This window comes from Blastococcus sp. SYSU D01042, from assembly GCF_054050515.1.
In genome coordinates this window covers 219,208-231,533 of sequence record NZ_JBJGZM010000005.1, presented here as the reverse complement: position 1 = coordinate 231,533, position 12,326 = coordinate 219,208, and the positions used below count along the sequence as shown (strand labels likewise).

Below are 12,326 nucleotides of genomic sequence, written 5' to 3'. Positions count from 1 at the left end.
GAACGGGCCCCTCGGGCAGGTGGTGCCGGCGGTGCCCATGTGATCGAGATGTCGTCGAGCCGACGGGGTCATGTCTGCTCGGTGTGCTGCCCGTGATCAGAAGATGGCGCGTTCGCGCAACTGGTCCTGGACGTGCGGCGGCAGCGGACCTTCGACGAGCACCTCGCCGATGTTGAAGAACGTGCCGCCGCGGGCCTCACGTCCGGCGACGATGGCCTCGGCGTGCGATCGATCGATGCCGCACACCTGCGCGATGAGCGTGGCGGGCGCGGTGTTGAGGTCGATCAGACCGCCGTCGTCGTAGCCGCGGCCGAGGTCCGGACGGCCGACGCCGAGTTCCCTGCGAATGCCCGGGTCCCGAGCGATCAGCTGCCGCGCCTCCTCCCGACGACCGCTGCCCTCGAGCGCCCGCGCGACAGCGGGATCGCGCTGGACGGGCACCACTCCCCCGCCGCCGTACACCCGGCGCCGCAGGCCGCGCAGCTGCACACAACCGGCGATGATCACTATGAGCGCGCTCGCGCCGAGCAAGCCATTCAGCGCCTCGCTCGCGTAGGTCCCGTCGGGCCGCCGGGGGTTCAGCACCGCCAGCACGACGAGGTAGACACCGGCCACCGTGTAGGCGATCGCGAGCCTGCGCACCTCGGGTCGGCCCAGCCGGCCGGCCGCGTGCCAGAACGGGGCCGCGACGAAGGTGCCGACCGTGGCGACGGTGACGACGTAGTACCAGACGCCGCCCCGGACCGGCTCCTGCGGGACGCCGGCACCCGCCGTCGAGAGGGCCGGTCGGAACTCGCTCATCGGACTCCGTCGCTGTTCGTATAGCCGGACCGGCTCTGTCGGCAGCTGTCGTCGACGGCTACGACGCGTCCGTCCGGCCGCCGAGCCAGAAGAGCGCCAGATCGACGTCCCGCGCCGTCCATCCTGGCCTGTGCACTCGGACCGACGCGAGGACACCGACGATCTCGGTCATGTAGCGGCGATAGCGACCGGGGCCATGTCCGATGTCGCGACCAAGCACTCTTCCGAGCGCAGCATGGGCTCGCCCGTCGTACACGGCCATCCGCTCGGGGGCCGCCGCCGCGATGAGTGCGGACGCCAGCGCGTCACCGGTAGTGAACCCGGGCAGCCCCACCAACGCCCGACGTGCCGCCGACGCTGCCTCGGGCGTGGTGACCCGTGTCGTCGCGAGCTGCCCGAACGGCCCGCGCGGTGACCTCTCGGACGTAGGAGTCGGCCACCTGGTGGAGAGCCGCAACCCATGGCGTGTCGGCCCGGAGCCGCTTCCAGAAGAGCAGCGCGCCGATGTCCACCTTCCCAGCGCTGCCGGCTGCGCCAACCCGAGCGGCCACCTCGTCGAAGACCTCGTCGTAGGCGCCTGTCGGGTTCGACTCCCGGGCGCTGATGAGCTGGTCGATCCCACGGTCGTCCTCACCGGCGGCGTCCGCTGCTTCCATCCGCACGTTCTCCTCCTGCTCGACCTCGTCCACCACGGTCCAGAAGTCCGTGACGGGGAATGGGTAGGTCAAGGCGGTGGAGTGGCATCCGCTGCCAACCTCTACCCCGCCGTCGATCTCGTCGACCCACATGTCCGGATCACAATCACCGTCCACGACGTCGGACAGCGCCTGCAGATCGGCACAGCCGACAGCTGCCAGGAGGTCGGCCAGACTGGTGACGACCAGCGGCTGAACAGGTCGGCCCTCGGTCACGGGAGCGGCCTGGCCTCGGCGAAACGCTCGGGCACCGTGACCAACTCGACGTCGAACACCTCGCACAGCGCGCGAAGCCGCTCCACCCATCCCTCGGTCCCCTCCCGGAACTCGGGGACGACGACGGCGGCCCGGCAGGCAGTGTGGTCAAGGTCGAACCGCTCGAACCACGGGGCGAGGTGCGTGGCCTGCCGGATGAAGTGCCGGTAGAGAACCGCCTGCTCGACGGCATGCCGGTAGTAGTTTCCGACCCCGCCGGACCCCTCGATCTTGATCTCAAGGGCCCATGGTGTGGATCCGTCGCGCAGCAATGCATCGAGGTACCGACCCGCGTTGGACGACGTGCGGCCCCAGCGCGTCGGGAACTGACTGCCCCAGCTCACCCGCGCGTCTCGTCCGCCGAGGAGCTGCAGCTCGCCGCTCGACACATGAATCGGCACGACGCCGCGAAGGATCCGGGACTCGAGCGCGTGCTCGTTCTGTTTCAGACTGACGGACAGGATGTCGCCCCAGGCATCCGCGAAACGGTTGATGGCCTCTGCGGCGCGGCCGACCGATGCGTCGTCGTCTGTGACCTCGAGCCTCCCCCCGGGCACCTGCGCCAGCCACGCCGTCCGCTCGGGGCCTCGTCTTCCCATGTAATCCTTGGCGACGTCGACCCAACCGCGACGCTGCCCGACTTGCGCCACCTCCAGGCCCTCGAGCCGCAGTGACCACCGCCCCTTGTTCGTCAGCATGGGGTAGGCGCGAAAGCTCTCGCGGGGAACCTCGGCAAGGATGCGCTCGACCAGGGCCGACGGGTGCTCGCCGATGTCCTCGAAGTACCGGCGCCAGTCGGAGTACCGGTACTTCTGGTGGTCACCGAGGTCGTCGAGTCCGTGCGCGCTGATCGGGAGGATTTCTCCACGGCTGGTGAGTCGGCGCAGGTCAACCCGGAACTTCGTATCGAGTTGGGCGGCCAGCGTTCGGAGTGCCCCTTCCGCCTCCGTGTCCCACGTGTCCTCGACCAAGAAGACCGTCACCTCGTCGGGGGCCACGGGTGTCTGGCAAACCGTGTCTGCGGAGTGGAGGTGGAGATCCACCAGATCCAGCAGCGCGCCGATCCGCACCTTGGTCTCGGCACCGACGGCAACAGCCCGCCGGCCCTTGTGAACGCACCGGACGACGCTGCCCACGACGGAATTGATCCGGTCACTCGAGTCGTCTATGCAAGACATGCCGGGCACGCGCTCCAGGAGTGACGCCACGGGGTTGTCAGCAGCCATCTTCGGCCTTTCGGTTCGGCATCTCAGACGTCCCACCAGGTGCCGTCGACCTGAGGGGTGACCGCCGGGAAGTGGCGGGAGTACGCGTGCGCGCCTTCGGTGTGTATCGGCACGATCCGCCGCGAACGGAGGGCGGCGACGAGGCGCTTTAGGTCGCTGAGGGGCGCGTGGCCCGACGTGTGGTGCTGCACAAGCGGAACACCGTGGGCGGCGGCCTGGGACATGAGCCGCTGCCCACTGGGGTCGTCGAGGTATCCCCGCCACAGCGACCACACGATGACACCGGCCCGCAGTTGGCCTCCGACCAGCAGCTCGTCCACCGCCGAACTGCCGGTGAGGACGACGTATCGAGACGGATTGGCGAGCAGCTGCTCGGGGAAGACCCGGAGGGCACGGACGGCGGACGCGCGCTCGAACTCCCCGCTCCGCTTGACCAGCACCCGCTGGCGTCGCGGGATGAACACCCCCAGCCGCGGGAACCCGGGCTGCGGGATGGTGGAGCGCCCGATTGCCCGCACGATGGTCACCGTGTACAGGTCGAGCAGCAGGATGCGACCGGCCCGACGGGCAGCGCGGTACACCGTGACCAGGCGATCGATGTTCTGCGCCGAGGACGCCACGACGGGCAGCCCCGGCGTGCGCCGGAACGTGCGCGCCATAGCTAGCTCGACGTCCGTCTCGCTCGCCTGGGCCGCTTCCTCGCCGCCGGGCTCGGCGCGCACGTGGGTGCCCTCCATGAGCAGCGTGTCGACTCCAGACGGCGGCGCGGCCAGCATGCCGTCGAAGAGACCAGCCTTGCGCCCGTGACCGCGGAGGTCGCCGGTGTAGAGCAACCGTCGACCGCCGGCGTCAATCTGCAGCGCGTAGGAATCGAAGCCGCTGTGGTCGACCAGGTGCGGGGTCACGGTGAAAGGGCCGAGCCGCAACGGTCGGCGATCCGCGAGGTGACCGGTCGGCCGGAGCTCCGGACCCATCGGAGAGAAGAACCGCGCCGCCGACACGAGCGCCGACGCCTCGCGGCCGGCATAGACGGGCACCGTCCGGTGGACCTGGTCGACGAGGCCGTAGTGATCCAGGTGCGGGTGGGAGATGAGGACGCCGTGCAGGGATGGGTCACCGCCGTCCGCCAGCCCGGGTACCGCCGGTAGGGGTACGTGCTCCCGCGGTCCCGCGGTCAGCGGCTTCCCCACGTCGAGGACAAGGCGGCCCCCTCCGTACTCGACCTCGATGCAGGAGCCGCCGATCTCGCGCGCCCCCCGATGAATGCGGACGCGCATGCCCGACCCGGTCAGTCGAAGCACATCCCGCACGCGCCGCTACGAGAGCGAGAGACGTTGTGCACCTCGCACATGTCGCCCCACGTGTCCTCGGCAGCGACGCCCCCACCACTGCCGGGTCGGAATCCCGGCAGTTCGATGTAGTCGCCCTCCGGCGGCTGCACGTAAGTCTTGCCGACCCAGGCGACCGCACGGCCCTTCAGGCCGAGCGCGATGTAGGAGCGGCTGAACGGGATCCACACCTCGTCGGGGTGGACGCCGGCCAGGTGCTCACGGATCAGCGGCCAATTCCCCTGTGGCCCGCCGAAGGCACGAAGCGCAGCATCGAGATCGACAAAGCACTCACGACCCTCCCCACGGATCTCCTTGTCGCACCAGTTGCAGATCTCGCCATCCGTGTCGGCGGCCGCCATAACCTCGGAGCCCATGAGATGCGGGCAGTTCCGGATGTGCAGACGACCTCCGGATGCCGTCCGGTAGAGCAGCACGTCCTCCGTGCTCATGTGTCACCCCCGTGATCTTGTCGCCGACAGCTTCCTGGAGGGGTACGACAGTTCCGGTCGCTCTGCGTCGGGGAAACCGTCATCCACCCGGCCGGGTGAGGGCAGGTGGGTCCGGTTACCGCCCCCTTGCCCTCGCCTCACCGGCACCGGGTAGGCACGCCCCGAGCTGCTACGACGGCTGAGCGATGAGCCGTCGGGCGACCGCCTCGCCGCCGACGCGGCGGATCTCCTCGAGGTCGCCACAGACGACCAGCAGGTCGCGGGCCCGTGACAGCCCGACGTAGAGCATCTCCCGCGCACGGGCCTCGTCGCGGAAGCCGTTGACGGCCAGGACGACGGCGGGCCGCTCGAGCCCCTTGAACCCGAGCACGTGCCCGTAGAACAGGTCGTCGTTCTCCCAGTAGGTCGCCCAGTAGGCGTCCTGACCTTCCTCCTGCCGCTCCACCTGCACCGGGTGCCGGCGGTGCGTGGTCAGGAGCGCCAGGGCCTCCGGCGGCCATCCCTCGTCGAGCAGCTCCTCGGCGACGTCGTCGGCAGCCTCCACCGCTTCCTCCGGCGAGCACTGGACGAACCGCACCGGCACGCCGGAGGAGCCTCGGATCCGCATCTGCTCCGGGGCGAGGCTGGAGAAGGTGCCGGCGATCTGCTTGGTGTTGCGCAGGTTCTCGTTGAGCGGGATCGGCATGAGCTCGACGGTGGGCCGACCCTGGCGGGCGAAGATGCGCTGCCCTTCGTCGGAGAAGACGTAGAGGCAGCCCCGCTCAGGCTCGCGGAGTGCGGCGACGACGGCGTCCCACCAGCTCTGCGCGAAGTCCTGGCCCTCGTCGATGACGACGGCGTCGAACCGCTGCTCCTCGGGTAGGGCGCCGGCCAGCTTGACCATCTCGGCGGGCAGAAACTCCTCCCAGTACCGGCTGTCGTCGTCGGAGCCGGGGGGCACGCCCCAGTCGATGCCAAGGTTGTGGAAGGTGCCGACGTAGGCCGGCCGCTGCCTCTTGTGCTTCTTCTCGACGCGGCGCCGGAGGAACTCGGCCAGGCCACGGGAGTAACACATGAGCGCCACCCGCTGGCCGTCCGCGGCGAGCCTGCGGGCCTTCTCCACCGCCAGCCAGGTCTTGCCCGACCCGGCCCCGCCGCGGATCTCCACCCGCGCGTATTCGCTCAGCAGGTCGAGAACCTTGGCCTGGTCCTGGGTGAGCAGCTCGCACGCCGCTTCACGCTCGGCCAGCTCGGCCAGCAGGTGCTGCTGCGGGATCGCCGTCCCGGCCAGGCAGTCGACGAGCTCCTCGACGTCGTCGGCCGTGGGCGGTTCCGGCTCGTCGCGGACCTTCTCCAGCGCCGCCCGGATGCGCGCGGCGGTGTGCGGGACGTCGGTGACGTCGAGGGCCATCCAGCGGGCGAGGCCTGGTGCGATGAAGTCGCCGGGCAGCGTGGTTGCCGGCACCGCGACGAGGTGCGCCGTTCGTGGGCGTCCGCCGGTCCAGCGGGGGTGCTCGGCGAGGTAGTCGCAGAGCAGGTACTTGCAGGCGACCGCTTGGTCGACCGGGTGGATGACGCGGTCGACGCCGTCCTGCCGTTGCCGCCACTCCCCCCGGTCCAGCGTCACGCTGCCGCCCTTGACCTCGACGACGGCGATGCCCACACCGGGCCACGCGACGACGACGTCGGCCTCGCGGTCCTGCCTGCCGTCGCTGAAGCGGAGGTTGCAGAAGAGGACGGCGTCGTCCGGCAGCTGCTCCTGCAGCTTCTCGACGAGTAGCCGCTCCGAGGCCGAGCCGAACTGCGGGTCGTCCGGGAAGAGGCGCGCCGTCATGCCGACGCACCCAGCACCGAGAGGGACTCCCAGAACACCGCCTCGCTGATGACCCGCACACCGAGCGTCCTGGCCTTGGCCGCCTTGCCCGACTGGGAGTGCGGGTCCGCGCAGACGAGGACGGCGGTCTGCTTGGAGACCGAGGAGCTGGGCACCAGCCTGGCGTCCCGGGCCGCCTGCTCCAGCTCGGCCCGGCTGCGGCTCATGGCCCCGGTGAAGACGACCTTGTCCCCGGCGGCGAAGACGTCGGCCCGCCGTGGCAGGGAGACCTGAGCGCCGCTGCGGACCACGGACAGCGCCAGGTCGACGTCACGACTGCCCATGCCCAGCAGGACGGCGACCCGGTCCAGGTCGCCCCGCTCGTCGTCGGTGACCACGCCATCGGCGTGCGCGGCGGTGGCGAGCGCCTCCAGGTAGATGCGGTGCGCCGCGACGACGTGGTCGCCACCGCAGCCCAACTCCTCGGCCAGCGCCATCAGCTGCTGCGCTTCGGTGACGCTGACCAGCCGGTCCTCGAGGACCTGGTCCAGCACCGTCAGGTACGGCGCCATGCTCGGTGGCGCATCGTCGAGCGCCGGCAGCGCCGCAACGAGGCCCCCGAGGTAGCCGTCCCGCTCCCGCACGGCCGCGGTGGCGATGTCACGGGGCAGGGTCCGGCACGGCATCACCGAAGAGGCGTCGGCGTGCGCGGCGGCGGCCGCGACGAGGTCCGCCCATCCGCCGCCGAGGGCCTCGAAGCCGAGGTAGCTGCCGTCGTCGGCGAAGTCGACGCGGACCCCGGCTCCGGCCAGGGAGCCCTGCCCGAGGTCGGAGGCCAGCATCGACAGCATCAGTTCCGCCGTGGCGCGGGCGTCGTGCAGCGCTGCGTGTCCTCGATCCAGCGGGATGTCGAGGAAGCCGCACAGCGCCTGCAGTGAGCGGGTGCCCGCGCCGAAGAAGGACGGTGCCAGCCGCATCGTGCACAGCGACGGGAACAGGTCGAACCGCAGCCCGGACCGGGCGAACTCCCGGGCGAGGAACCGCAGGTCGAAGAGCGCGTTGTGGGCGACGACGACCCGCCCGGCCATGAGCCAGCGCAGATGCGGCGCGACCTCGGCGAAGGCCGGCGCGTTGACGACATCGGAGGCGGTGATGCCGTGCAACCCGCTCGGTCCGACGTCGCGACCCGGGTTGATCAGCGTCTCGAACTCGGCCTCGACTTCACCGTGGGAGTCGAGGAGCACCAGCCCGACCTCGAGAACGCGATCGGTGCGCGGGGACAACCCCGTGGTCTCCACGTCGATGACAGCGACAGTCACGACGGCTCCTCTCCAGGTGCGGCCTTGTATCGGCGAGCGGGTGCGATGCCGGGCGGACCATGGCACGGTTGAGTGACGGAACCGCGGCTTTCCGGTCAGACGGCGTCGCTTCGGCACCACCCACCACACCGGCGCCGCCCGTGGGGGCGAGGCCGAGGAATCAGAGCACTCCCACAGCTCGAGCCCGCAAGTCGGACAACGCAGCACACTGAGCCTCGAGCCGGACAACGGCCGCGCGTTGTGCCCGAGCGCGGTACACCCCGAGCCGCACCGCTGTGGTTGTCACGGGGCGCAAGATGACCGTTCCCGTGGCCGTCTCCACCATCAGCCCGAGTGCGTTGACTGCGACCAGGCTGAAGCCCTCCTGTTTGACCAGCAACCCGATTTCTTCGAGCGACGCGCCACTGCGCGCCGCATTGACGGCCCCGCAAAGCAAGCGCGCCGAGCCCGACGACGGGCAGCACCTCGTGCATCAGGCTCGCTGCTTCCAAAGAATCCACAGCGTCTTCGAGGGTCCGCTCGAGGGCATCGTTGGTGATCCCGCCATCGGTCACCGGCAGCCCTTGTACAGCCGCCACCCCGGCGACCTCCGAGGTGGCGATGACCTCGCTGATGTCCGGGTAACGCTCGAAGTGCTCCTTGAGGTATCCGAGGTCGCTCGTGGCCTTCATCTGGACGACGCCGATGACCTCACCGGCTTCGAGAAGTTCCGCGTCCCAGCCAGGCTGCTGCAGATCCGCGGCAAGCTTCAGGCTGTCTGCACCGTCCGGCAGGTCGATATCGCCTGCTTCCGCCCGGTCAGCGACTTGAGATTCGAACAACGCACCCTTGACGCCGCTGACGAACCCTCGGGCCTCATTTCCCGTCACCGCGTGGACCAGAAACCGAGGCGACCGAGGGTTCCACTCTTCGCCCCAGCCGAGATGCTCGACGGCGTCGGCCACCTCCACGGACCACTCGTCTTCCGCGGCGGTGACCCAGCCGTCTACGGCCAGGCCAAGGGTGGACCAGTCTTCGCCACGCCGCGCCCGGATGGATTCCAGGTTCGCCCTGACGGCCGGCCACGGAACGGCGGCCGCCCCGGGGAGCGAAGCGCGATGATGAAGCGATTCGATACGCGTTCTCGTCGCGTCAGTCACGGCGAGGATTCCAGCGCAGCCACACGATCCCGCAGGTCCTCGATGAGCCCCTGCTGTAGTGCTATGACGTCGACGAGTTGGTCGACAAGAGCGTGTTGCCGCTCCCACATCTGTTCTTGAGAGACGACTTCTCGGACCTGGCTACTGGCGTGGGCGACTGCGCCGAGCCCCGTCCTCGCAGCATGCTTTCCCTGCTCGACGACGGGCGCCACCTTCTTGTCCAGTTCCATGTCTGCGACGTACTTGCCCGCGGCCGACATGCCACTCCTGAGGAGGCCGCGCATGCCGACGGACTCACTGGACGGCGGTACTGAGGTCATGACTCCCCCGTGGGTGGACACCAAGGCACGTTGGCCTCATGGCAACTCGTCATCGGCACGCCGTCCTGCCCATTCCACGGCACGCGGATCCGACTCACTCCAATTGGCAGTCGCCCGGGAGCCCCGCCCGTCTTGTGTCAGTCGTTGTGAGCCTGAGCGCATGTCCGGCACGTGCCGGCGGACGCAACGAGGGACTCGGGCGCCTGCGCCCGACGACAGGTGCGACACCAGCGGAACGAGTGGCGCCGCCGCGAGGCGATTGCCTCGGCGGCGTCGGCGACGACGTCCGGCAGGTAAAGGACGTCGTCCCTGGTGAACCGCGGCTCGTCGCTCATCAGCGGGCCGGGCCGCTGCTCGCCCCAGGAGGTGAGGGGGCCGGCCAGCACGAACCACGGGCCCTGGACGGCGATCGCGACCTGCGCCGGCTCGCCGCTCACGAACCAGGCCACGCCGTCCGGGCCGACCGCTCCCCCCTCGCGCCGCCACCCGGTACCCAGCGCCCGCACGAGGTCGGCGTACTCGACGCCGAGAAGCTCGGTCAGCTCCGCCTCGTCCGCGGTCGGGTCCGACTCGCTCCCCCACTGCAGGTCGCAGGACCGGCAGACGAACGCATCCACCTCGCCCGGCACCACGCAGCCGGCGAGCGCGACGAGTCCGCGCTCGGCCAGCCGGAAGTCGTCCAGCCCCGGCATCCCGTAGAGCAGCGGGATCGAGTCCTCCCGACCACACTCCGGGCACACGCGTCCCTCTTGCACACCGATCGACCGACTCATGCCACTCCCCGTCCTCGCGGCCGTCGCGGAACGGCCGGGCGGGGAGCGTGACAGCTACCACCGACAAAATGATCAGCGAACCGCACGTCGGTCGGTCGAGTCGGTCTCCGTCACTGCGAGCCGGAAACCCGGGTGAGCGCCCGCTCGAGCGCGGACATAGCCGCACGCCGCTCGTCCGGGTCGGCCAGAGCAAGCATCGGCACGTGCACGTGGTGCGTGGCGGCGGAGGTCTGCTCGAGCCGGAAGCCGGGGAAGTCCTCGGTCAACGCAACCGCGTCGGCGGGGTCGAGGCCGATGGACAGCGTCTGTGGCCGGGCGTAGGCGGCTACCCGCTCCTCCCCGAACGGGCGAACGGCCACGTAGTGCGGCATGACCGTGAGCGTGAGCGGCACGCGCGTGCCGACCTCGTCCACGAAGCGCTGGATGTGCGGGTTCACCTTGTGGCCCGTCAACGCCCGGAACGAGCGTGCGGGCCCGGACGCGTCTCCCCCTCGATCGGTCCGGTTGCGGTCCTTGCGCACCGGGCGGATCCCCAGCACGTCGGTCGGGTCCCGACCGTCCGCGGACCGGCGGTAGAGCTCCGCCGGCTTGCCCATCACGCTCGAGCCCGGCTCCTTGCGCGCCGACTGGCCCGTGGGTCGGATCAACCCCCGGCCGACCATGTACCGCCGGAAGGTGTCGATGGACGGCCGGGCCTCCCCGGGTCCGGGCCGGGGCGCAACCGCGTCGTGAAGAGCCTGCAGCGCCTTGAGGGTGAACTGCTCACCGAGCAGGCCCGCCGGGTCGGGCTGCAGGGCGTAGTCCTGCCGGACGCGGTCGACGGCGAGTCCCACGATCTCGTCGTGGTCGAACGGCTGCCCAACGGCGTCCTCGACGGGGACGACGCGCACGTCCGGACGGCCGGCGACCACCGGGTCGACGTCCTGACCCAGCAGCAGGACGACATGGGCGACGGAGAGGACCCAGCCCCGGTCGTCGCGATCGGGGTCGTCGAAGACGTGCAGTTGCTGAGGGCGCGTCCCGCGGAGACCGACCTTCTCGGCGAGCGACCGGAGCACCGCGTCGGCCAGCGTCTCCCCCTCGTGCAGGAAGGTGCCGGGAAGCGCCCACTCGCCGCCGTGCGCACCGCTGTCGGAGCGTTCGTGCTGGAGGACGCCGAGCTCGCCATGCGCCACGTCGACCACGAGGACGGCGGTGTCGACGGCGACCGAGGGGCGGGGGTAGTCCGCCAACGTGCGGTTCGAGCTGTCCCGATGACGGCGCTGCGCAGGCGTGTCGCTCACCCGGTTGACACTACCGGCATGTTTGCTGTTTAGTCTGCTTGCACGCAAAAGTGCTTCGAAGTAGAGGTGGCGACATGGCGCACTCCCCCGTTCGGCTGCACGTCGGTTCCGGCACCACCCGCGGTCCGCTGACCGTCTTCCCCGTCTGGACCGACGCCCCCTCGGTCCATCGCCGCTACCTGACCGGCGCCTCCGCACCCGTCCAGGTCGCGGAGCGCGCCGGCTCCCCGGCCGTCGACCAGCTCGTGGTGACCAACCGCGGGGAACGCCCCGTGCTCCTGCTCTCGGGCGAGCTGCTCGAGGGCGGCTGGCAGACCCGGGCCCTGACGGCGACCACGCTGCTCGCACCGGGCACGCCGTCCGTCGAACGCGTGGTCTGCGTCGAGGAGGGCCGGTGGGGCGGCGAGCTCGCACACTCGCGGAAGGCGCGCCGCGTGCCCTTCGCGGTGCGGGCCCGGTTCGACCGTCCCGACGCCCAGCAGGCGGTGTGGGACCGGGTCCGGGGCTACGACGCCGTGGCCGGCCCGTCGCCCACCGGATCGCTGGCCGACCGGCTGGACCGCGCCGGCCCCGTGGCCCGCGACCTCACCCGTGGACTGCGCCCGCTGTCCGGGCAGCGCGGAGTTCTCGTCGGCATCGCCGGCCGCCCCGCGTGGCTGGAGGTGTTCGACAGCGGGCGGACGCTCACCGAACACTGGTTCGGCCTGCTGCACGCCGCGACCCTCGACGCGCTCGGGAAGCCGGCCATCCGGACGTCCGGCGCGTCGGCACGGTCGTTCGCCGAACGGGTCGAGGGCACCCGGCTAACCCCCGTCGCTCCTGCCGGCCTCGGCCGACGACTCTCTGCTGGCGGTCGACTCCGCGTCGATGACGTCCGCTGGCGCGACCGCACCGTGCATCTCTGCGCCGCCCTGCAGGACGCGTGACGACCACCCACCCCCGG

12 protein-coding genes are annotated in these 12,326 nt (G+C 70.6%); 1 reads left to right on the top strand and 11 read right to left on the bottom strand.

Annotation, left to right across the window (positions count from 1 at the left end; translation table 11 throughout):
* Positions 1-96: 96 nt before the first annotated feature.
* The 11 genes from ACI79H_RS11970 to ACI79H_RS11920 all read right to left on the bottom strand — a co-directional run bounded on the left by ACI79H_RS11970 (position 97) and on the right by ACI79H_RS11920 (position 11,383).
* Positions 97-801 (bottom strand): helix-hairpin-helix domain-containing protein, encoded by a 705-nt coding sequence (locus ACI79H_RS11970; RefSeq protein WP_456554614.1) that lies wholly within the window; start codon positions 799-801, stop codon positions 97-99.
* A 305-nt stretch (positions 802-1,106) separates the two neighbouring features.
* Positions 1,107-1,712, bottom strand: coding sequence for a hypothetical protein (locus tag ACI79H_RS11965; RefSeq protein WP_456554613.1), 606 nt, complete (start codon positions 1,710-1,712; stop codon positions 1,107-1,109).
* A complete protein-coding gene (locus ACI79H_RS11960) occupies positions 1,709-2,887 on the bottom strand; it encodes a hypothetical protein (RefSeq protein ID WP_456554612.1) in 1,179 nt (392 codons plus the stop codon). The genes ACI79H_RS11965 and ACI79H_RS11960 overlap by 4 nt, the downstream gene beginning before the upstream one ends.
* 113 nt (positions 2,888-3,000) lie before the next feature.
* Positions 3,001-4,254 (bottom strand): MBL fold metallo-hydrolase, encoded by a 1,254-nt coding sequence (locus tag ACI79H_RS11955; RefSeq protein ID WP_456554611.1) that lies wholly within the window; start codon positions 4,252-4,254, stop codon positions 3,001-3,003.
* A gap of 11 nt (positions 4,255-4,265) precedes the next feature.
* On the bottom strand, positions 4,266-4,757 hold the full coding sequence (locus ACI79H_RS11950) for a hypothetical protein (RefSeq protein ID WP_456554610.1): 492 nt from the start codon (positions 4,755-4,757) through the stop codon (positions 4,266-4,268).
* 169 nt (positions 4,758-4,926) lie between these two features.
* Positions 4,927-6,570 carry an NERD domain-containing protein gene (locus ACI79H_RS11945; protein ID WP_456554609.1) on the bottom strand — a complete coding sequence of 548 codons (1,644 nt, stop codon included), beginning with the start codon at positions 6,568-6,570 and terminating at the stop codon, positions 4,927-4,929.
* Positions 6,567-7,868 (bottom strand): exonuclease domain-containing protein, encoded by a 1,302-nt coding sequence (locus ACI79H_RS11940; protein ID WP_456554608.1) that lies wholly within the window; start codon positions 7,866-7,868, stop codon positions 6,567-6,569. Before ACI79H_RS11940 ends, ACI79H_RS11945 begins: the two co-directional genes overlap by 4 nt.
* Before the next feature lie 95 nt (positions 7,869-7,963).
* Positions 7,964-9,007: a hypothetical protein gene (locus tag ACI79H_RS11935; RefSeq protein ID WP_456554607.1), complete on the bottom strand. Its 1,044-nt coding sequence runs from the start codon at positions 9,005-9,007 to the stop codon at positions 7,964-7,966.
* Positions 9,004-9,291 (bottom strand): hypothetical protein, encoded by a 288-nt coding sequence (locus ACI79H_RS11930; RefSeq protein WP_456554606.1) that lies wholly within the window; start codon positions 9,289-9,291, stop codon positions 9,004-9,006. The genes ACI79H_RS11935 and ACI79H_RS11930 overlap by 4 nt, the downstream gene beginning before the upstream one ends.
* A 173-nt stretch (positions 9,292-9,464) precedes the next feature.
* Positions 9,465-10,100: a hypothetical protein gene (locus tag ACI79H_RS11925; RefSeq protein WP_456554605.1), complete on the bottom strand. Its 636-nt coding sequence runs from the start codon at positions 10,098-10,100 to the stop codon at positions 9,465-9,467.
* A 110-nt stretch (positions 10,101-10,210) separates the two neighbouring features.
* Positions 10,211-11,383 carry an NUDIX hydrolase gene (locus ACI79H_RS11920; RefSeq protein ID WP_456554604.1) on the bottom strand — a complete coding sequence of 391 codons (1,173 nt, stop codon included), beginning with the start codon at positions 11,381-11,383 and terminating at the stop codon, positions 10,211-10,213.
* Positions 11,384-11,457: 74 nt separating this feature from the next.
* Between ACI79H_RS11920 and ACI79H_RS11915 the strand changes: the two genes are divergently transcribed.
* Complete coding sequence (locus tag ACI79H_RS11915; RefSeq protein WP_456554603.1) at positions 11,458-12,309, top strand: ARPP-1 family domain-containing protein; 852 nt, start codon at positions 11,458-11,460, stop codon at positions 12,307-12,309.
* Positions 12,310-12,326: the final 17 nt, after the last annotated feature.

Excerpts from the sequence above, each read along its gene's own strand:
- ACI79H_RS11930 (WP_456554606.1), bottom strand. The coding sequence starts at position 9,291 with ATGCGCGGCCTCCTCAGGAGTGGCATGTCGGCCGCGGGCAAGTACGTC.
- ACI79H_RS11970 (WP_456554614.1), bottom strand. The coding sequence starts at position 801 with ATGAGCGAGTTCCGACCGGCCCTCTCGACGGCGGGTGCCGGCGTCCCG.
- ACI79H_RS11915 (WP_456554603.1), top strand. The coding sequence starts at position 11,458 with ATGGCGCACTCCCCCGTTCGGCTGCACGTCGGTTCCGGCACCACCCGC.
- ACI79H_RS11955 (WP_456554611.1), bottom strand. The coding sequence starts at position 4,254 with ATGCGCGTCCGCATTCATCGGGGGGCGCGCGAGATCGGCGGCTCCTGC.
- ACI79H_RS11945 (WP_456554609.1), bottom strand. The coding sequence starts at position 6,570 with ATGACGGCGCGCCTCTTCCCGGACGACCCGCAGTTCGGCTCGGCCTCG.
- ACI79H_RS11925 (WP_456554605.1), bottom strand. The coding sequence starts at position 10,100 with ATGAGTCGGTCGATCGGTGTGCAAGAGGGACGCGTGTGCCCGGAGTGT.
- ACI79H_RS11950 (WP_456554610.1), bottom strand. The coding sequence starts at position 4,757 with ATGAGCACGGAGGACGTGCTGCTCTACCGGACGGCATCCGGAGGTCGT.